The organism is Streptomyces sp. GDS52 (genome assembly GCF_052246875.1).
Taxonomy (GTDB): Bacteria; Actinomycetota; Actinomycetes; order Streptomycetales; family Streptomycetaceae; genus Streptomyces; species Streptomyces cathayae.
Genome location: NZ_CM125966.1, coordinates 3,589,516 through 3,609,077 on the forward strand (window position 1 = coordinate 3,589,516; position 19,562 = coordinate 3,609,077).

The following is a 19,562-nucleotide window of genomic DNA, read 5'->3' on the forward strand; positions in this document are numbered from 1 at the left end:
TCCTTCAAGTACATCCACGGAGGATCAGACCGGACAGGGGGGCGGGCCCGCAAACGTGGCCGGACAGGCTGCCGGTGCCCGCACCGGCCCCGGCGCCACCCGGGTCACCGAGCGACTCGCGCACCGCACCCGCGCGGCGGACGTCTTCCCCACGGACTGGACACGCCTCTCCGACCTCGCTTTCCGCGTCACCGCGCACTGGCCCGCCGACCACTCCTTCTTCGGCCCCGCCGACGATCGTCACCAGGACCCGATGATCATCGGCGAGACCCTGCGCCAGACCTCGATGGCTCTCGCCCACGCCGAGTTCGGCGCCCCACTCGACACCCACTTCGTCATGTGGGACCTGTCGGTCACCGCGGACCCCTCCGGGCTGTTACTCGTGGACGCCGCCGAGCCGGTCACCATCGACGTCGTCTGCTCCGAGGTGCGCCGCCGGGGGCGTGGACTGAGCAGCATGCGGACGACCATGGAGTTCCGCCGCGCGGGACGGCTCGTCGCCCGGGGCACCGGCAGCACCGGCTGCACCTCACCGGCCGCCTACCGGCGCCTGCGGGCCCGGCAACTGGACGCCATGGACAGCGCGATACCCCTGCCACCCCCCGTGGCCCCCGAACTGGTCGGCCGCGACCGCGCGGAGGACGTCGTCCTCGCCCCCGCCGACCGCCCCGGCACCTGGCTCCTGCGGGCCGACACCGGCCACCCCGTGCTCTTCCCCCGGCCCAACGACCACGTCCCCGGCATGGTCCTGTTCGAGGCGGCCCGCCAGGCCGCGACCGCGGCATCCGGCGGACGGCCCTTCCTGCCGACCGACATGGCCGCCTCCTTCAGCCGCTACGCCGAACTGGACAGCCCCTGCCTGCTCGAAGCCGAAGTCCTCGACAAGGCCGACACCGACACCGCTGACGCCACCGAGCACGGCGAGGTGACCGTACAGATCTCCGGCCGGCAGAACGACAAGCCCGTCTTCACCGCCACCCTCACCTCGGCACCTCACGGCCGCACCCCTGACCACGCCCCGGTACGTTCGCCGCTGTGACGCCGAAAACAGTGAACCTTCTGATCACGGGCGGCACCGGCTTCATCGGCAGCCGGGTCGCGGCGGCCGCACACCGGCACCCGGACACCCACGTCCGTCTGCTGTCCCGCCACGCCCTTCACACACCCACCGAGGCCGAAGCCGAGACCGTACCCGGCGACCTCGCCGATCCCGCTTCCCTGTACGGCAGTTGCACCGGCATCGACGTACTCGTCCACTGCGCCTCACGCGTGAGCGGCGACCCGGAATCGCTCGCGGCGGTCAACGACCGGGGCACGAAAGCCCTGGTGGAGGAGGCGGTACGCGGCGGGGTGCGCCGCATCCTCTACGTGAGCACCGCCGCCGTCCACGGCCGGGGCCCCTTCCACGGCGTACGGCCGGGCGAGGCCCCCGTCGTCCCCGCCTCCGCCACCAGCCGCGCCCGTGCCGCCGCCGAGCGGCACGTCCTGGACGCGGGCGGCCTGGTGCTGCGCCCCCACCTGGTGTACGGCGAGGGCGACCGCTGGGTGGTGCCCGGACTGGTCGGACTCCTGCGGGAGTTGTCGGCGACCGTGACGGACTGCGAAGCCCTGCACTCGATGATCGACGTGGACACGCTGGGCCGCGCCGCCGTCGCCGCGGCACTCTCCCCGGCCCTCGAGCCCGGGGTCCACTACGTCAACCACCCGGCCCCCGTCTCCGCGTCCGAGCTGCTCGGGGCCGTGTGCGCGCATGTGGAACAGCCCGCCGAGGGCGCTTCGGTGGACGTCACGACCGCCTACGCGCGAGCCGCCGACTCACCGCGCGCCCTGCACCACCTCGGCATGCTCACCGTCGACCACTGGTTCAGGGACGACTCCTTCTGGAGCACCCTGGACTGCTCCCCGGGCGACGCCTTCGCCCACACCTTCCCCCGTGCGGCCTCTTGGTACCGGTCGTTCCTCGACACTCCCTGACCGACTCCCCGCACACCGGCCCGCGCTTGCGCCCATCCACCCCCAGGAACAAACCAATTCGTCGGTTTACCCCCTGGAGCAGAAGCTCGAATCCCTACCCGGAACGCGATGAGATGCTCATCACACCCCCTGGACCGCACCCACTCCGCCCGCACCCACTCCGCCCGCACCCGGTCGTACTCGCCGAGATCCGTCAGCGGGCGTGACAGCAGGACCGCCACGGCCTCCTCGCCGCAGCGGTCCGCCTGGCCACAGTGGACCAGCCGCCGATCACCCTGCCTGTCAGCTCGGCTCAGGTCGGCTCAGGCCGGCTCGGTCCGCGTCGAGGGCCGGTACCAACAGCGTGCCGCTCGGTTCCTGCTCCTGCTGATGGAGGAGGGCCGTCTCGGCGAGGGTGTTGACGGCGGTGTTGAACCGCTCCATCGAGGTGGGCTGGTCGGGACCGAGGACGTACTCCTTGAGCGTGTGCCGGTCGAGTGCCATCGGGTCATGACGCGGCTCTCGCACCGACCGCAGGATCTCCGGCAGTCGGGTGCAGGCCCGGTCGAGGAGATAGGCCCCGCCCGCGGTGGTGTAGGCGGCGCGGAATTCCTCGTCGAGCAGATCATTGGCGTTGGTCAGGACATACGGCTTGAGGCTTGCGACGAAGTCGGCGACGACCGATGAGACGTCGCTGATGAGGATGTCCGCCTGGTTGAAGCACTCGTACAGGGTGGGCAGCTGACCGGTGATCACCTGGTGGCGGGAGGGGCCGGTGCGGCTCCAGAAGAGGCGGTGCCATTCGGCTTCCAGTGCGTGCCACTCGTCGGAGCCGGTGTGCTCCGGCATCCGCGCGTCGCGCGTCTGCTGGGCGTCGTCGCCTATTCGGTTGCGGCCGGCGAGCTCGTCGAGCCGCTCCCTGATCTCCTGCATCCGCGACTCCGGATCGACGGCGGAGTCGGGCAGGGCGTCGGCGGACTGGCGTCGGTGGTTGTCGGCGTCGAGCATCTCCCGGATGGCCTGGTCGGCGGCCGCGGCTTCCTCGGAGCGCCTGCCGGTCAGCGGATGCGGTTTGTACAGCACCCGTACGCCCTCGTCGAGCAGGGCCCTGACCAGTTCCGTCCCCATGGGGATCAGGGAGGTGTGGCAGTCGTCGTCGCTCCAGCCTTCCCAGGTCGGCGCGTACAGCACGGTGGGCAGCGGACCGGGTACGTGCTCGGTGTGCAGTCGGATCGGAGCCAGCTGAGGACGGCCGACCTCCACGATCGCGGCGTCGTCGATGGCGTGCCGGATCCGCTGGTAGCGGTCGCGGCCCGCGCGTCCGGCCACCCAGATCTCGTCGTACACCTTGCTGACCCGGTTGCTGCTGGCGAGCTTGTCGCTGTCGCCGTGGCCGATGAAGACGTGCTTGGCCTCGGCGACGCGCAGCATGTGGACGTTCTTGCCCGCGTTGCCCGGGTACAGCACCACCTTCAGGTCGGGCAGTTCGAGCTGGGCCAGGTCGTCGGCCCTGGGCACGCACACGACCGGGAGACGGGTGCGGCTGAGGTAGGCGAAGGAGGCACGTTCCCGCAGGATGATCAGCGGGCGGCGGTCGAGGTTCTCCAGGGTTTCGATCCACATGTTGACCTGGTACATGAAGTCCCGGGAAACCGCGGCGAAGCTGAAGTACAGGGCCACCTCCGGCCGGTAGTCGGCCAGCTGCCGGTTGAGTGTGGCGATGATCTCCTCCCGCTCCGGCGTCCGGCGGGCCCTTCGCACCTGGGCGGCCAGGGCCAGCAGCAGGAGAGCGGACAGACCGAGACTCACCGCGTATCCGGCCTTGGTGAAGGTCCAGCCGGCGGTCGCCAGACCGGCGAGCAGCCCCGCGTGCATCGGCAGGTCGAGGTGGAGCATCCGGCGCAGGTAACGGCGGAACAGCATGGCCGGCGGAGCCTTGGGGATACCCGCGTCGCCCATGTCCATGTTGCGCACGGCGACCGGCAGCGCCCGCTCCCGGCGGATGACGCGGTGCAGCGCGGTGTAGAGCACGAGCATCCCGAACTGGGCGCCCAGGACGAACAGCCCGGCGGCCAGCACGGGCTCGGGCGCCTCCATGCGTACCGCCAGCATGAGAAGCAGCACGTCACGGGCCAGGAATCGGGTGACCCGGTCGACCCTGAGCGCGGCCAGCCGGCGGATGAAGGCGGGCTCGACGCGGTGCAGCCGCGCATCCACGACATAGCTGACGGCTGACGCGGCGATGAACCCCCACAGATGGGGGAGCAGAGCGAACAACGGTAGCGCCGCATAGCTCGCCCCGAGCAGAAGCGCCAGCGCAAATCCGCCCCATGTATGTATGCGCAGCGCGGCACGCAGCGGTTGGAGCATGGTTGCTCGATGTCCCTTCCAGGATGCGGCTCGGAAGCCGGCCGAGAGTTGGGTAATACATGTGTTCGACATGTAGATGGGGTGAATGGTTGTGTAACGAGAGGTAACTTTCTCGGCGTGCGAATCGGGCGGCCTCGACGCACCTGATTCAGGGCCCGCTCGACGCCCGCTCGGCCCTCAGGCGTACGCCCTCGTGTCCACCGCCTGTGCGCGGACACGAGGGAGAACGACCCACCGGGCCCGGGCCTCTCTTCGGCAGAGACCGGATCTGCATCCATGACGGACTCGGAGACCACTGCACCCCGGCGGCCCGCGGAAGCCCGCCGCACTCCGCCCACCGGCACCGGGCGATCCCCGGACCGTGCCGCCGGCGACCTCCCCGGTCGGGCGGGCCGATCAGGAGGGCGGTGCGATGCGTCTCAGCAGGATCGGTGCGTCTCGGCGACGTCTGAACTCTGACCCCCTGCCGACGGAATCCGGGTGGGCCGGCCCACCGGCACGTTCACGAAACCGACCGAAAAGATCCAGCCGTATCTGGAGTAGTCACGAACCGGCCGGTTCAGCGCACCTTAGCTCTGACGAACCGGCAGACCGGTCTCCGGGGGTGGCTTCCAGGCGCGAGCCCGCAAGCCGTGAAGAGCGAACGAGGACGCGACCGCGAACAGGGCGGACACCGACGAACCACGGGCAGACGAAGCAGGGGCCCCGCCCGTGAGATACCTCACGGGCGGGGCCCCTGCGCGCTTCAGCCAGGCCGTGCATCACCGCACCGCCCTCAGCAAACGAGAAACGGGCCCCTGCGGTGACTTTCGTCACTCGCAGCGACCCGTTCCGTCGTTTTCTCGATGTGCGCGAGGGGGGAGTTGAACCCCCACGCCCTTGCGGGCACTGGAACCTGAATCCAGCGCGTCTGCCTATTCCGCCACCCGCGCATTGGGTGTGTCCTCAGCCCCGCCCCGTAGTGGTTCGGCGCCTTCCGACACCAGAACATTAGCACGCTGATCGAGGTGGATTCACATCCCTTTCCCTCGCCCCGGACCCCACCCGCCCGGGCGGCATCGCCGCACGGGGACGTCACACCTCGAACAGAAACGGCGCCCCGTCCCGGACACGCCCGCCCGCACGCACGGACAGGTGCCGACGGGCACGTACGGGCACGGATGCGCTTGGATGTGTCCCCGCCCCCTCCACGAGAACCACTTCACGTATCAACCTCGTACCGGTAGCCCTCGTCTCCCCAGGTGCCGGGCGGAGTGCACAGCCGCGTACGGGACACTGGTCCACAACCCCCTCTACGATCCATGGCAGGGCGGCTCGCACGAACACGGCCGAAGGAGTTCGAAGATGCCTCCCGGAGGGAACCCCGAGAGAACTCCGTCAGGCATCGACACCGGTCGGCCGGGCAGGCAGGGGGAACCAGCCGATCGACCGGGGCGTGGATACGATCAGTAAGCAGTACCAGGTAGACGGTGCGCGGATCGGCGCACCGGGCAGTAGACCCGGTGGACAGGGCAGTACACAGGACGGCGACGACGGAGGAGGTGCCCCATGGGAGTCCTGAAGAAATTCGAGCAACGGCTCGAAGGCCTGGTCAACGGCACCTTTGCCAAGGTGTTCAAGTCCGAGGTGCAGCCCGTGGAGATCGCGGGAGCACTCCAGCGGGAGTGCGACAACAACGCGACCATCTGGAACCGCGACCGCACCGTCGTCCCCAACGACTTCATCGTCGAACTGAGCACCCCCGACTACGAGCGGCTCAGCCCGTACTCCGGGCAGCTCGGCGACGAACTCGCCGGCATGGTGCGCGACTACGCCAAGCAGCAGCGCTACACCTTCATGGGCCCCATCAAGGTGCACCTGGAGAAGGCCGAGGACCTCGACACCGGCCTGTACCGGGTGCGCAGCCGTACGCTCGCCTCCTCCAGCAGCCAGGCGGGCCCCACCGGCCCCGGCCCGGGCTCCCCGCCCGCCGGCCGCCCCGGCGGCTACGGATACCCGCCTGCCGCTCCCGCGGGAGCCCCGCCCATGCCGGCCGCGCCGCCGCCCGGCGGTTACGGATACCCGCCTGCCGCAGGCGGCCAGCGGCCCCCCGCAGCGCCCCCGTCCGCCGGCCGCACCCGCTACTGGGTCGAGATCAACGGCAACCGCCACCAGATCTCCGACGCGACGCTGGTACTGGGCCGCAGCACCGAGGCCGACGTACGGATCGACGACCCCGGCGTCTCCCGCCGGCACTGCGAGATCCGGACCGGAACACCCTCGACGATCCAGGACCTCGGGTCCACCAACGGCATCGTGGTGGACGGACAGCACACCACCCGCGCTACGCTCCGCGACGGCTCGCGGATCGTCGTGGGCAGCACCACCATCATTTACCGGCAAGCCGAAGGGTGAAGCGGGGGCAATGTCAGAGCTGACCCTCACGGTCATGCGGCTGGGTTTCCTGGCCGTACTGTGGCTGTTCGTGATCGTGGCCGTGCAGGTCATCCGCAGTGACCTCTTCGGCACGCGGGTCACCCAGCGCGGCGCACGCCGGGAGGCCACCCGGCCGCACCAGAGCGCCCGGCAGGCCGCACCGCCGCCGCAGCGCCAGCAGTCCGGGGGCGGCCGCCGCGGCCGCAACGCCCCCACCAAGCTGGTCGTGACCGAGGGCACCCTCACCGGCACCACCGTCGCGCTCCAGGGCCAGACCATCACGCTGGGCCGGGCGCACGACAGCACGATCGTGCTGGACGACGACTACGCCTCCAGCCGCCATGCCAGGATCTACCCGGACCGCGACGGCCAGTGGATCGTCGAGGACCTGGGCTCCACGAACGGCACGTACCTGGACCGGTCCCGGCTCACGACACCCACACCGATTGGACCGGGTGCGCCGATCCGCATCGGCAAGACCGTCATCGAGCTGCGGAAGTAGTGCTACACCAATGACAGAACGCGAGCGGAGCGAGCACGCGGTGGGGGTCCCGACCCAAGACCCCGGCGCGCTCCCGACCGGAGGGTGGGCAGTGTGGCTCGACACGACCGGCTGTACCCGGAGCCGACGGGCGAGGTGCGCATGAGCCTGTCCCTGCGCTTCGCCGCCGGATCACACAAGGGGATGATCCGGGAGGGCAACGAGGACTCCGGTTACGCCGGTCCCCGCCTGCTCGCCATCGCCGACGGCATGGGCGGCGCCGCGGCCGGCGAGGTCGCCTCCTCCGAGGCCATCTCCACCATCGTCGCGCTCGACGACGACGTTCCCGGCTCCGACCTGCTCACCTCCCTCGGCACGGCAGTGCAGCGCGCCAACGACCAGCTGCGCATGATGGTCGAGGAGGACCCCCAGCTCGAGGGCATGGGCACCACCCTGACCGCCCTGCTGTGGACCGGCCAGCGCCTCGGCATGGTGCACGTCGGCGACTCCCGGGCCTACCTCCTGCGCGACGGCGTCCTCACCCAGATCACCCAGGACCACACCTGGGTGCAGCGGCTGGTGGACGAGGGCCGGATCACCGAGGAGGAGGCGACCACCCACCCGCAGCGGTCCCTGCTCATGCGGGCCCTCGGCAGCGGCGAGCACGTCGAACCCGACCTCTCCATCCGCGAGGTCCGGGCCGGTGACCGGTACCTGATCTGCTCCGACGGCCTGTCCGGCGTGGTCTCCCACCAGACCCTGGAAGAGGCCCTGGCGGGCTACCAGGGCCCCGAGGACACCGTGCAGACCCTGATCGAGCTGGCGCTGCGCGGCGGCGGCCCGGACAACATCACCGTGATCGTCGCCGACGTCCTCGACCTCGACACCGGTGACACCCTGGCCGGCCAGCTGTCCGACACCCCGGTCGTGGTCGGCGCCGTCGCCGAGAACCAGAACCAGCCGCACGACAGCAGCGCCATGCAGACCCCGGCAGGCCGCGCCGCCGGTCTCGGCCGCAGGCGCGGCCAGGGCGGCGGCGGGGGCGAGTTCGGCCCGCCCGGCAGCGGCGACGTCACCGGCTTCATCCAGACCGACGGCTTCGACTACGACGAGAACGACTTCGTCAAGCCCCGCAAGAGCCGGAAGTGGATCAAGCGCTCCTTCTTCAGCCTGCTCACCCTCGCCGTCCTCGGCGGCAGCGTGTACGGCGGCTGGCGCTGGACGCAGACCCAGTACTACGTCGGCACCAACGGCGAGCACGTCGCGCTCTACCAGGGCATCAACCAGGACCTGGCCTGGGTCTCGCTGTCGAAGGTCGAGAAGGACCACCCCGAGATCGAACTCAAGTACCTGCCGCCCTACCAGCGGAAGCTGGTCGAGGCGACCATCGCCGAGGGCGACCTGCACGGCGCCCGGTCGAAGATCGACGAACTCGCGGTACAGGCTTCCGCATGCCGGAAGGAGGCCGAGCGACGCACCGCCGAGAGCAAGAGCAACGCGAAGACCGGCGAGGGCGAGGCCGGAGGCACCACGGGAACCACACCCGCCTCCTTCACGTCCAACACGCCGACGCCGAACCCCTCGGGTTCGACCGAGGCTCCGCAGAAGTCCACGCCCCAGTCCACGACCGCACCTACTCCCAGCCCCGGCCCCAGCCTCTCGGAGGAAGAGCAGAAGGTCGTCTCGCTGTGCGGTAAGCAGTAGGCAAGCCGTGAGAGGCCCTGTCACACGATGAGCAGTACTACCAACCCATCGGCGCAGCACACGTCCACGATCGGCGCGATCGGGGCGCCGAGCCGGCGCAACACCGAGCTCGCGCTGCTGGCGTTCGCCGTCGTCATCCCGGTCTTCGCCTACGCCAACGTCGGACTGGCTCTCAACGGCGAGGTCCCGACCGGCCTGCTGAGCTACGGCCTCGGCCTCGGTCTGCTGGCGGGCATCGGCCACATCGTCGTACGGAAGTTCGCGCCGTACGCGGACCCGCTGATGCTGCCGCTGGCCACCCTGCTCAACGGACTCGGGCTCGTCGCCATCTGGCGGCTGGACCAGTCGGAACTGCTGCAGCAGATCTACCAGGCGGGCACCGCCGCCCCCCGGCAGCTGCTCTACACCGCCCTGGGCATCGCACTGTTCGTCGCCGTGCTGATCTTCCTCAAGGACCACCGCGTCCTGCAGCGCTACACCTACATCTCCATGCTCGGCGCACTGGTCCTGCTGCTGCTGCCGCTGGTGCCCGGCCTCGGCCGGAACATCTACGGCGCCAAGATCTGGATCCAGATCGGCAGCTTCAGCATCCAGCCCGGTGAGTTCGCCAAGATCGTCCTGGCGATCTTCTTCGCCGGCTACCTGATGGTGAAGCGCGACGCGCTCGCCCTGGCCAGTCGCCGCTTCATGGGCCTCTACCTGCCCCGCGGACGCGACCTCGGCCCGATCCTCGTCGTCTGGGCGATCTCGATCCTCATCCTGGTCTTCGAGACCGACCTCGGCACCTCACTGCTCTTCTTCGGCATGTTCGTGATCATGCTGTACGTCGCCACCGAGCGGACCAGCTGGATCGTCTTCGGTCTGCTGATGTCCGGCGCCGGCGCCGTCGGCGTGGCCAGCTTCGAACCGCACGTCCAGCAGCGCGTCCAGGCCTGGCTCGACCCGATGAAGGAGTACACGCTCAGCCGGGCAGGCCAGGGGGGCCACTCCGAGCAGGCCATGCAGGCACTGTGGGCCTTCGGCTCCGGCGGCACCCTCGGCACCGGCTGGGGCCAGGGCCACTCCGACCTCATCCGGTTCGCCGCCAACTCCGACTTCATCCTCGCCACCTTCGGCGAGGAACTGGGCCTGGCCGGCACCATGGCGCTGCTGCTGCTCTACGCGCTGATCGTGGAACGCGGCGTGCGCACCGCCCTCGCCGCCCGCGACCCCTTCGGCAAGCTGCTCGCCATCGGCCTGTCCGGTGCCTTCGCCCTCCAGGTCTTCGTCGTCGCCGGCGGCGTCATGGGCCTGATCCCGCTGACCGGCATGACGATGCCCTTCCTGGCGTACGGCGGTTCGTCCGTCATCGCCAACTGGGCACTGATCGGCATCCTGCTCAGAATCAGCGACACCGCCCGCCGCCCGGCCCCCGCGCCCGCCACCAACCCCGACATCGAGATGACCCAGGTGGTCCGCCCGTGAACAAGCCCCTGCGCCGAATCGCGATCTTCTGCGGCCTCCTCATCCTCACCCTCCTCCTCCGCGACAACTGGCTGCAGTACGTCAAGGCCGACGAGCTGAGGACCGACAAGAACAACCGCCGGGTCGCCATCGAGCGGTACGCGTCACCGCGCGGCAACATCATCGTCAACGGCGAGCCGATCACCGGACACACCACCACCAAGGGCGAATTCAAGTACAAACGCACCTACAAGGACGGCGCCATGTGGGCGCCGGTCACCGGCTTCGTCTCGCAGGCCTTCGGCGCCAACCAGCTGGAGTCCATCGAGGACGGCATCCTGACCGGAAACGACGACCGCCTGTTCTTCCGCAACACGCTCGACATGCTGACGGGCAAGAACAAGGAGGGCGGCAATGTCGTCACCACCCTCAACGCCGACGCGCAGAAGGCCGCTTACGAGGGCCTGAAGAAGCAGGGCGGCAAGGGCTCGGTCGTCGCCCTCGAACCCTCCACCGGCAAGATCCTCGCGCTCGCCTCCTTCCCCTCGTACGACCCGTCCGTGATCGCCGGCGGCAGCGACAAGGACGCCGAGGCGTGGAAGAAGCTGCAGAAGAAGGAGAACCCCGCCGACCCGATGCTGAACCGGGCGCTGCGTGAGGTCTACCCGCCCGGCTCCACCTTCAAGGTCCTCACCGCCGCCGCCGCCCTGGAGGAGGGGCTGTACAAGAGCGCGGACGAGAAGACCGACACGCCCCTGCCGTGGATCATGCCCGGCACCACGACCGCGCTGCCGAACGACGGCGACATCCCCTGCGAGGACGCCACCCTGCGCGAGGCGCTCCGGGTCTCCTGCAATACCGTCTTCGGCAAGATCGGCGCGGACCTCGGCAATGACACGATGCTCGAGTACGCCAAGAAGTTCGGCTTCACCGAGGAACAGTTCGTCCCGGTCCGCTCCAGCGCCTCGGTCTTCTCCGACGACATGAACGAGTCGCAGACCGCGCTTTCCTCCATCGGCCAGTTCAACACCGCCACCACCCCGCTGCAGATGGCCATGGTCACCGCCGCCATTGCCAACAACGGCACCCTGATGAAGCCGTACATGGTCGACGAACTCCAGGCCCCGAGCCTCGACACCATCGAGAAGACGGACCCGGAGCAGCTGAGCGAGCCGATGTCGGCGGAGAACGCGCAGATACTCCAGTCGATGATGGAGACCGTCGTCTCCGAGGGCACCGGCAGCAACGCGAAGATCGACGGCGTCACCGTCGGCGGCAAGACGGGTACCGCCCAGCACGGCGTGGACAACAGCGAGAACCCCTACGCGTGGTTCATCTCCTACGCCAAGGGCGAGGACGGCAGCTCACCGGTGGCCGTAGCCGTGATCATCGAGGACGACGACGCCGTACGCGGCGACATCTCCGGCGGTGGTCTCGCGGCCCCGATCGCGAAGAGCGTGATGGAGGCGGTCGTCAAGGGCAGGTAGTGACCCCGGTCACGTCCGCTTCACATCGGTGCACGTTGTGGTACCGGTCCTGTATCGGCTGACGTACTTGGCCAGGTCACACAAAGCGAGCCGGGTACGGTAGGGCCCGGACGGCAGCCTCCGGCCGCACGAACGTGCCGACCGGGACCGACGGAGAGGGCTGGTAGTTAGCTATGGAAGAGCCGCGTCGCCTCGGCGGCCGGTACGAACTGGGCCACGTGCTCGGCCGCGGTGGCATGGCGGAGGTCTACCTCGCGCACGACACCCGCCTCGGCCGCACCGTTGCTGTGAAGACGCTCCGCGCCGACCTCGCGCGCGACCCGTCCTTCCAGGCCCGGTTCCGCCGGGAGGCCCAGTCGGCCGCCTCGCTCAACCATCCCGCGATCGTCGCGGTCTACGACACGGGCGAGGACTACATCGACGGGGTCTCCATCCCGTACATCGTCATGGAGTACGTCGACGGCTCCACGCTCCGGGAACTCCTGCACAGCGGCCGCAAGCTGCTGCCGGAGCGGACGCTGGAGATGACCATCGGCATCCTCCAGGCCCTGGAGTACTCGCACCGGGCCGGCATCGTCCACCGCGACATCAAGCCGGCGAACGTCATGCTGACGCGCAACGGCCAGGTCAAGGTCATGGACTTCGGCATCGCCCGCGCGATGGGCGACTCCGGTATGACGATGACCCAGACCTCCGCGGTCATCGGCACCGCACAGTACCTCTCGCCCGAGCAGGCCAAAGGCGAACAGGTCGACGCCCGCTCCGACCTCTACTCCACCGGCTGCCTGCTCTACGAACTGCTGACCGTCCGTCCCCCGTTCGTCGGCGACTCCCCCGTCGCGGTCGCCTACCAGCACGTCCGCGAGGAACCGCAGGCACCCAGCGTCTTCGACCCCGAGGTCACACCGGAGATAGACGCGATCACGCTGAAGGCGCTCGTCAAGGACCCCGACTACCGCTACCAGTCGGCCGACGAGATGCGCATCGACATCGAGGCCTACCTCGACGGCCAGCCGGTCGCGGCCACCGCGTCGATGGGCGCGGTCGGCTACGGCGGCTACCCCGACAACCAGGCGACGACGGCTCTGCGCACGGACGCCGGCGCCGCCACCTCGATGCTGCCGCCCATGAACCCGGACGACGGCGGCTACGGCTACGACGACCGCCCCGGCAGGCGCCGCCAGCAGCAGAAGAAGAACAACACCTCGACGATACTGCTGGTCGCGGCGGGCGTCCTGGTCCTGATCGGCGCGATCCTGCTCGGCCACTCGATCTTCAACGGCAACGGCGGCGTGAGCAACGACAAGGTCGACGTCCCGAACTTCGTCGGCCAGACGGAAGCCGGCGCCGAGAAGCTGGCCACCAACTCCGACCTGGTCCTCAAGTTCACCTCCGAGCCCTGCGAGAAGCAGCCCAAGGGCAAGATCTGCGAGCAGGACCCCCTGCCGAACAAGGAGGTCGAGAAGGGGGACACCGTCAACCTGGTGGTGTCCACGGGCGCGCCCAAGGTGGCGGTGCCGAGCGTCGTCGGCGACAGCCTCGACGACGCCAAGGCGGAGCTCGAGGGCGACAAGTACGAGTTCGTCGTGGAGACGAAGGAGAAGGAGTCCTCGGAGGCCGTGGGCACCGTCCTCGAGCAGGACCCGGGCCTCGGCGACGAGGTGGAGAAGGGCACCACCATCACCCTCACCGTCGCCAAAGCGGTCGCAAGGTCGACCGTTCCGAACGTCCTCGGCAGGACGTGCGACGAGGCCAGGGCGCAGATCACCGCCAACGACCTGGTGCCGAGCAGCTGCGAAGAGCGGGATGTCGACGACCCGAACCAGGTCGGCAAGGTCATCGAGACCACACCGCAGAACGGCCAGCAGGTCGACAAGAACTCCCCGGTGCAGATCGTCGTCGGCAAGGCCAAGGAGGCCGAGAAGGTCGCCGTCCCGAACATCCTCGGCGACACCCTGGCGGACGCTCAGAGAAAGCTCGGGGAAGCCGGGCTGGCGGTCGGCGACATCAAGGGCTCGCAGGACCCCAACTCCCGCGTCTTCCGCGCCGACCCCGGCCAGGGCAACCCGGTCGACAAGGGAACGGCGGTCACCCTGTTCACCACGGACCAGGGCGGCGACAACGGCGGTAACAACGGCGGCGGCCCCGGCGGCTTCTTCGGCGGCCTCACCGGCGGCGACAGGGACTAGGCACCCTCCGGAACGCCCCGAAACACGCCAGAGCCCCGGCCCCCTCTCCGGAGGGCGCCGGGGCTCTGGCATACCCATGTACGGGCCTGTACAGAACTGACCCCCTCCAAGGGGGCCAGTGGGATCCAGTCCCGTTCCCGATTCTCCCTCTGCGGTGTCCTCAACACGTTGACCTGCGGCAACCCAGGAGTGACAACGTGTCACTCCAGCTGGCTGGTTATCCACAGGCCCACCGAGCCCCCTCTCACCCACCCACAGCGGAGCCCCGGCCCTTGCACACACGTCCTCACCTCGCTCGTGCCTTCGCGTGCCACGGCTCGTTAAACGGGTGGGGTGGCGCAATGAGTTCTGCCCCGACTACGAGATCCGAAGGGGCAGAAGATGATCAAGGAATCAGTCCTGCTGGAATCACCGTCGCTGCGCAGCAGCGTGCTGGACCGCACGGACGTGCTCGACAGGGTCAAGGCCCTGTCGCTGCTGCCGGACGGCATGCACGTGACGACGGCGATGGTGGCGACGTACTTCGAGGTGAGCCACAAGGCCATCGAGTCGCTGGTGTTCGATCACCGAAAGGAACTGGCCGCCAGCGGGTACCGCGTATTGGCAGGTACAGAACTGACCTCCTTCAAGGAGGTCAGTGGGATCCAATCGCGCTCCCGGGCCCTCGCCCTCTACTCCCGCCGCGCCGTCCTCAACGCAGCCATGCTCCTCCGGGACAGCGAAGTCGCACGTCAGGTACGTGTGTATCTCCTGGACATGGAGTACCTGGCGCGCACACAGCCTGTGGATAACGTGGCACCGACAGCCCCCGACGGCCTCGATGCCCGCATCGACCAGCGCATCACCCACATCCTCGGCAGGACGGTCGTGCCGATGTTCAACGCCCTGATCGCCACGTCCGGTGAGCACCGCCGCGAGCTCCTCGAACTCCGCGAGGACATCGAGAACGTCGAACGCAGGCTGTGCTGGCACCACAAGCGCCTCGCCACCCTGGAAGGAGAGGCTCCCGCGGAGAACGTCAGGTCGACACTCAAGGCGATGGCCTGGCAGGCGTTCGAACAGCATGTCGCCGAACTGCTGCGGCGCGACGGTTGCACCGATGTCGTCGTACGTCAGGCCCGCAGCGACAGGGGCATCGACATCACCGGCCGCACCGCGGACGGGCGGACCGTGGCCGTCCAGTGCAAGAACCGGTCCGGCCGCTGGACCGTTCCCAGTGCCGACATGCAGAAGTTCGCGGGCGCGACGTGTGCCATCGACCGTGTGGACCTCGCGCTCTTCGTCGCCACCTGCAACTTCAGCCACGAGTCCCAGGCGATCGCCGACCTGACCGGAGTCGTCACGGTCAATCGGGAGGAAGTGGAGGCCTGGACCGCCGGAGTGCGTCTCAAGGCTCTGCGGTAACGACGAATCACGGAAGCCCGAAGCCGCAAAGGCAAGTTGCGGCTTCGGGCCTTCGTCATGGTAGGGGACCGAGGTCCTCGGAGGGCTTCGGTCAGCGCAGTTCCTTCGGCGGGGTCCGGTCCTTGTCGACCTTCTCCGTGCGCTCCAGTTCGCCCCAGACGATGTAGCGGTACGTGCTGGTGTACACCGGAGTGCAGGTCGTCAGGGTGATGTAGTGGCCGGCCTTCTCGCGGCCGGACTCCTCGGGGATCTTGGAGAGGACCTCGATGTTGTACTTCGAGGTCTCGGGAAGGATCGCGTACGTCTTGTAGACGTACCAGGTGTCCTTCGTCTCGAAGACGATCGGGTCGCCTTCCTTGATCTTGTGGATGTCGTGGAACTTGGCCCCGTGGCCGTCCCGGTGCGCGGCCAGCGAGAAGTTGCCCTTCTTGCCGGAGGTCGGCAGGGTCGCCTTCACGGGGTCGGTGTAGTAGCCGGCGACGCCGTCGTTGAGCACCTCCATCGTGGTGCCCTTCTCGACCAGGATGTCGTTGCCCATCGCGGGCACGTGCAGGAAGCCGATCCCGTCCTTGCTGTCGTAGGAGGCGGGGTCGTCCCCGGCGCCGGCGCCGGGTCCCTGGGCCCAGTTGTCGCGCACCTTGTCCGCCTGCTGGCCCGCCGCGCGGTCGGCGAGCACGTTCGTCCACCACAGCGAGTAGACGACGAACAGGCCGAGCAGCAGGCCCACGGTGATGAGAAGTTCCCCGAGCGCGCTCACCACGATCGCGACCGGTCCCATGCGGCGGCGCGCCGGAGGCGGCGGTGACGCGGACATGGCGGTGTGCTCTTCGGTGTCGTCGGCGGTCACTGCCACGTTTCCTCTGCCCTTAACTGACGAGCGCATCCGGCTTGCCCTTGCTGCGCGGCCGTTCCTCGTCCATCTTGCCCCAGACGATCATGCGGTACGTGCTGGTGAACTCCGGCGTGCAGGTGGTCAGCGTGATGTAGCGGCCGGGCTCCTTGAAACCCGACTGCTTCGGGACCGGTTCGAGCACGCTGATGTTGCTCGGCGAGGTCACCGGCAGGATCGACGCCATCTTGTAGACGAAGTACGTGTCCTGCGTCTCCACCACGATCGGGTCGCCCGGCTCCAGCCGGTTGATGTACCGGAACGGCTCCCCGTGCGTGTTGCGGTGGCCCGCGACCCCGAAGTTGCCCTCCTTCGCTTCGGGCATCGCCGTCTTCAGCGCGCCCTCCGCGTAGTGGCCCACCATGCCCCGGTCGAGCACCTTCTTGCTGTCGATCCCCTCGGCGATCGGCACGACCACGTCCAGCCGGGGAATGTGCAGCAGCGCGAAACCCTTCCCCGGTTCGAACGCCCCCGGACTGCGCTTGCCGCTGGCCCAGTCGCTCTGCAGGTCGCTCGCCTCCCGGCCGGCCTGTGCCTGCGCGCGCACATTCGTCCACCACAACTGGTAGGTGACGAACAGCAGCATCAGCACGCCGCAGGTGATGAACACCTCGCCGATCCCCCGGCTCGCGACGACGGCGGCACTCGGCTTCCGCTCCCGTGCCCGCCGCCGCGCCTCCACGCGCGAGAGCGGCGCCCGGGGCTCCTGTGGCGCGTCGTGGCCGTGGGGTGCGTCCAGGTCCTCGGCGGGCCGATTCGCGCCGCCACGGCGCCCCTGACGCTTCTTGGCGGCCTTCCTGCGCGCCGCCCGGCCTCCGGAATCCGCGGAAGCCGCCGAGGACTCCCCGCGCGAGCCGTACGTCGCGGACCCCGTGTCCTCGTCGTACCCCGTGCCCGCGTCGTACCCCGTGCGCTCCGGCGGATCGGGGATCCGCAGCGCCACCGTCTCCTCGTCGACGGGAGGCAGATACGCGGTGCCGCCGTCGACCCCGGCAGCACCGCCCCCGCCGACACCGCCCCCGGCAGCACCGCCGTAGGAGTAGGCACCCTGCTGGGTGGTGTCGTACCAGCCGCCGTCCCCGAACGCGCCGGGCTCCCCGTACGGCTGCTGCCCGTACGGGGTCCCCTGCCCGCCGCCGGCGCCGTACGGGGAACCGTCCGTGAAGGACTGCCCGTATCCGGCACCGGACTCGCGCTCGGGGCGCAGCGCGGTCACGCCGACGACCTGCCCACCACCGGGGTCAGCCCCGCCGATCTCGCCACCGCCCCGGCGTCCCCGCACTCCGCCAGCCAGTTGGCGAGCATCCGGTGCCCGTGCTCGGTGAGCACCGACTCGGGATGGAACTGCACGCCCTCGACGAGCAGTTCACGGTGGCGCAGACCCATCACGATGCCGTCCGGCGTCCGGGCCGTCACCTCCAGCTCCGCCGGTACGGTGGCCGGTTCGGCCGCCAGGGAGTGGTAGCGCGTCGCCGTGAACGGTGAGGGCAGACCCGCGAAAACGCCCTTGCCCTCGTGCTCGACCGGCGAGGTCTTCCCGTGCAGCAACTCGGGCGCACGGCCCACCACACCGCCGTGGGCCACCTGCACGGCCTGCATACCGAGGCAGACGCCGAAGACGGGCACTCCGGCCGACGCGCAGTGCCGCACCATGTCCACACAGACACCGGCCTGTTCGGGAGTACCCGGCCCCGGGGACAGCAGCACGCCGTCGAAACCCTCCTGCGCATGCGCCGTCGACACCTCGTCGTTGCGCAGGACCTCGCACTCGGCACCCAGTTGGTACAGGTACTGGACCAGGTTGAAGACGAAGCTGTCGTAGTTGTCGACGACGAGAATGCGCGCGCTCACTGGTTGTCCACCGTCACATCGTTGAAGGGCAGCAGCGGCTCGGCCCAGGGGAAGACGTACTGGAAGAGGACATAGACCACAGCGATGATCAGCACGAGTGAGATGAGCGCCTTCGCCCATCCGTTCCCCGGCAGATGCCGCCAGATCCAGCTGTACATGCCGTCCCTTCCGTCGCACCACGGCACCGGACCCACGCCGTTCGTCACCAGACTAACGGCGTAACGCCTCCGGTTTCCCGGCCTCCACAGGCTGCGTGGAGTCCGGATGCGCCCGGACGGTCAGCCGACGACCGCGCCCCCGTTCCGGTTCGCACGTCGTCAGCGTCGGCCAGCGGCCGGGACGCGTGTATCCGGAAGTACGTGGCGCAGGGCCGATCACCTCGATACCCGAGGACACGGTTTCGTACGGACGGGGTGCGCCGTCGGCCCGCGCCCCCGCGCCCCCCCGCCCGGAGCCCCTCCGGCCCGGGGACCGCCCCGTGGGCTCTACCGCACCGGCTTCGCGTAGTGCAGGTCCACTGTGCCCGAGTAGCCGGGCAGGGTCACCGCCCCCTCGTCCTCGACCTTCCAGCCGAGCCCGTAGACGTTGACGTACACCATGTAGTTCTGGATCGACGGGGAGGCCGCGAGCGCGTTCTTCAGCTTCTCCGGATCTCCGACCGCCGTGATCTTGTACGGCGGTGAGTAGACACGGCCCTGGAGGATCAGGGTGTTGCCCACACAGCGCACCGCGCTGGTGGAGATCAGCCGCTGGTCCATGACCTTGATGCCCTCGGCGCCGCCCTGCCACATCGCGTTCACCACGGCCTGGAGGTCCTGCTGGTGGATGACCAGGTAGTCGGGCTGCGGCTCGGGATACCCGGGAAGCCTGGCGGTGGCGTCCGGCGGGGCGTCGTCGAGCGTGACCGTGACGGCCTCGCCCTTGAGCTTCCGCGTGCCCGCACGGCCCTCCAGGTCGGCGAGCTGGTCGTCCTCCGCCTCGGTCCTGCCGCCGTCCTGCTCGGCGAGGGACTCAATGTCCCCCCGGAGCGCCCCGTTGGTCTCCTCCAGTGCGCCGTTCTTGTGGCTGCGCTCATGGATGAGGTCGGACAGCTTCAGCAGGGAGTCGTCCGTGCGGATGTTGGTGCCCTTCGCCGTGTCGAAGCTGGTGAAGAAGATGAGACCCGCGAGGGCGAACACGCCCGCGGTGAGCATCCGGACGGGCCGGAAGCCGCGTCGGCGGACAGGACTGGATTCCGTCCCTGGGGAGTCGGCAGAATTGCTCAACGTACCCTTATCTCCTTCGGCGCCACGGAAGCACTACGCTAACTGACGCCCAAAGGAGCGCTCGGAGTCCCCTTGCAACCGCCCCGAGCACGACCCAGTGCCCTGCGCGGT

At 69.2% G+C, this 19,562-nt stretch carries 15 protein-coding genes, 1 tRNA gene and 1 pseudogene; 9 read left to right on the top strand and 8 right to left on the bottom strand.

Going from position 1 to position 19,562, the window contains the following annotated elements:
* Positions 1-55 precede the first annotated feature (55 nt).
* Positions 56-1,039, top strand: a complete 984-nt coding sequence (locus tag ACTWJ9_RS16305) for a ScbA/BarX family gamma-butyrolactone biosynthesis protein (protein ID WP_387037295.1) — start codon at positions 56-58, stop codon at positions 1,037-1,039.
* An 11-nt stretch (positions 1,040-1,050) separates the two neighbouring features.
* Positions 1,051-1,974, top strand: coding sequence for an NAD-dependent epimerase/dehydratase family protein (locus tag ACTWJ9_RS16310; protein ID WP_387037297.1), 924 nt, complete (start codon positions 1,051-1,053; stop codon positions 1,972-1,974).
* Positions 1,975-2,256: 282 nt separating this feature from the next.
* On the opposite strand, the gene ACTWJ9_RS16315 is transcribed toward ACTWJ9_RS16310, so the two are convergent.
* Both ACTWJ9_RS16315 and ACTWJ9_RS16320 read right to left on the bottom strand, forming a co-directional pair.
* On the bottom strand, positions 2,257-4,323 hold the full coding sequence (locus ACTWJ9_RS16315; RefSeq protein WP_387037300.1) for a hypothetical protein: 2,067 nt from the start codon (positions 4,321-4,323) through the stop codon (positions 2,257-2,259).
* Between the two features lie 848 nt (positions 4,324-5,171).
* Positions 5,172-5,255: transfer RNA gene (locus ACTWJ9_RS16320), tRNA-Leu, on the bottom strand.
* A gap of 616 nt (positions 5,256-5,871) precedes the next feature.
* Here ACTWJ9_RS16320 and ACTWJ9_RS16325 point away from each other — a divergent pair.
* From ACTWJ9_RS16325 to ACTWJ9_RS16355, 7 genes are all read left to right on the top strand, one after another.
* Positions 5,872-6,717 carry an FhaA domain-containing protein gene (locus ACTWJ9_RS16325; protein WP_387038060.1) on the top strand — a complete coding sequence of 282 codons (846 nt, stop codon included), beginning with the start codon at positions 5,872-5,874 and terminating at the stop codon, positions 6,715-6,717.
* A gap of 10 nt (positions 6,718-6,727) precedes the next feature.
* Positions 6,728-7,240, top strand: a complete 513-nt coding sequence (locus tag ACTWJ9_RS16330; RefSeq protein ID WP_443294369.1) for an FHA domain-containing protein FhaB/FipA — start codon at positions 6,728-6,730, stop codon at positions 7,238-7,240.
* Positions 7,241-7,381: 141 nt separating this feature from the next.
* A complete protein-coding gene (locus ACTWJ9_RS16335; RefSeq protein WP_279337986.1) occupies positions 7,382-8,923 on the top strand; it encodes a Stp1/IreP family PP2C-type Ser/Thr phosphatase in 1,542 nt (513 codons plus the stop codon).
* Positions 8,924-8,950: 27 nt separating this feature from the next.
* Positions 8,951-10,387 (top strand): FtsW/RodA/SpoVE family cell cycle protein, encoded by a 1,437-nt coding sequence (locus tag ACTWJ9_RS16340; RefSeq protein WP_279334965.1) that lies wholly within the window; start codon positions 8,951-8,953, stop codon positions 10,385-10,387.
* Entirely contained in the window at positions 10,384-11,853 is a 1,470-nt protein-coding gene (locus tag ACTWJ9_RS16345) for a peptidoglycan D,D-transpeptidase FtsI family protein (RefSeq protein WP_387038057.1), read from the top strand. Before ACTWJ9_RS16340 ends, ACTWJ9_RS16345 begins: the two co-directional genes overlap by 4 nt.
* A gap of 173 nt (positions 11,854-12,026) precedes the next feature.
* Complete coding sequence (gene pknB, locus ACTWJ9_RS16350) at positions 12,027-14,042, top strand: Stk1 family PASTA domain-containing Ser/Thr kinase (protein WP_387038055.1); 2,016 nt, start codon at positions 12,027-12,029, stop codon at positions 14,040-14,042.
* Positions 14,043-14,423: 381 nt separating this feature from the next.
* Positions 14,424-15,446: a restriction endonuclease gene (locus ACTWJ9_RS16355; protein ID WP_387038053.1), complete on the top strand. Its 1,023-nt coding sequence runs from the start codon at positions 14,424-14,426 to the stop codon at positions 15,444-15,446.
* Positions 15,447-15,537: 91 nt separating this feature from the next.
* Here the strand turns inward: ACTWJ9_RS16355 and ACTWJ9_RS16360 are convergent, their stop codons facing one another.
* The 6 genes and pseudogenes from ACTWJ9_RS16360 to ACTWJ9_RS16385 all read right to left on the bottom strand — a co-directional run bounded on the left by ACTWJ9_RS16360 (position 15,538) and on the right by ACTWJ9_RS16385 (position 19,451).
* Positions 15,538-16,299 (bottom strand): class E sortase, encoded by a 762-nt coding sequence (locus tag ACTWJ9_RS16360; RefSeq protein ID WP_279334969.1) that lies wholly within the window; start codon positions 16,297-16,299, stop codon positions 15,538-15,540.
* A 13-nt stretch (positions 16,300-16,312) separates the two neighbouring features.
* Positions 16,313-17,551 carry a class E sortase gene (locus ACTWJ9_RS16365; RefSeq protein WP_279334970.1) on the bottom strand — a complete coding sequence of 413 codons (1,239 nt, stop codon included), beginning with the start codon at positions 17,549-17,551 and terminating at the stop codon, positions 16,313-16,315.
* Positions 17,548-18,186 carry an aminodeoxychorismate/anthranilate synthase component II gene (locus ACTWJ9_RS16370; protein ID WP_279334971.1) on the bottom strand — a complete coding sequence of 213 codons (639 nt, stop codon included), beginning with the start codon at positions 18,184-18,186 and terminating at the stop codon, positions 17,548-17,550. The genes ACTWJ9_RS16365 and ACTWJ9_RS16370 overlap by 4 nt, the downstream gene beginning before the upstream one ends.
* Positions 18,183-18,344 carry a hypothetical protein gene (locus ACTWJ9_RS16375; RefSeq protein WP_109376615.1) on the bottom strand — a complete coding sequence of 54 codons (162 nt, stop codon included), beginning with the start codon at positions 18,342-18,344 and terminating at the stop codon, positions 18,183-18,185. The genes ACTWJ9_RS16370 and ACTWJ9_RS16375 overlap by 4 nt, the downstream gene beginning before the upstream one ends.
* A gap of 52 nt (positions 18,345-18,396) precedes the next feature.
* Positions 18,397-18,594 (bottom strand): annotated as a pseudogene (locus ACTWJ9_RS16380) (class E sortase); the annotation flags it as partial.
* A gap of 77 nt (positions 18,595-18,671) precedes the next feature.
* Positions 18,672-19,451 (bottom strand): DUF881 domain-containing protein, encoded by a 780-nt coding sequence (locus ACTWJ9_RS16385; RefSeq protein WP_279334972.1) that lies wholly within the window; start codon positions 19,449-19,451, stop codon positions 18,672-18,674.
* Positions 19,452-19,562 lie beyond the last annotated feature (111 nt).

What these genes read in the sequence shown, in the direction of transcription:
- ACTWJ9_RS16325 (WP_387038060.1), top strand. Translation starts at nt 5,872, where the DNA reads ATGGGAGTCCTGAAGAAATTCGAGCAACGGCTCGAAGGCCTGGTCAAC.
- ACTWJ9_RS16375 (WP_109376615.1), bottom strand. Translation starts at nt 18,344, where the DNA reads ATGTACAGCTGGATCTGGCGGCATCTGCCGGGGAACGGATGGGCGAAG.
- ACTWJ9_RS16340 (WP_279334965.1), top strand. Translation starts at nt 8,951, where the DNA reads ATGAGCAGTACTACCAACCCATCGGCGCAGCACACGTCCACGATCGGC.
- ACTWJ9_RS16330 (WP_443294369.1), top strand. Translation starts at nt 6,728, where the DNA reads ATGTCAGAGCTGACCCTCACGGTCATGCGGCTGGGTTTCCTGGCCGTA.
- ACTWJ9_RS16315 (WP_387037300.1), bottom strand. Translation starts at nt 4,323, where the DNA reads ATGCTCCAACCGCTGCGTGCCGCGCTGCGCATACATACATGGGGCGGA.
- ACTWJ9_RS16355 (WP_387038053.1), top strand. Translation starts at nt 14,424, where the DNA reads ATGATCAAGGAATCAGTCCTGCTGGAATCACCGTCGCTGCGCAGCAGC.
- pknB (WP_387038055.1), top strand. Translation starts at nt 12,027, where the DNA reads ATGGAAGAGCCGCGTCGCCTCGGCGGCCGGTACGAACTGGGCCACGTG.
- ACTWJ9_RS16335 (WP_279337986.1), top strand. Translation starts at nt 7,382, where the DNA reads ATGAGCCTGTCCCTGCGCTTCGCCGCCGGATCACACAAGGGGATGATC.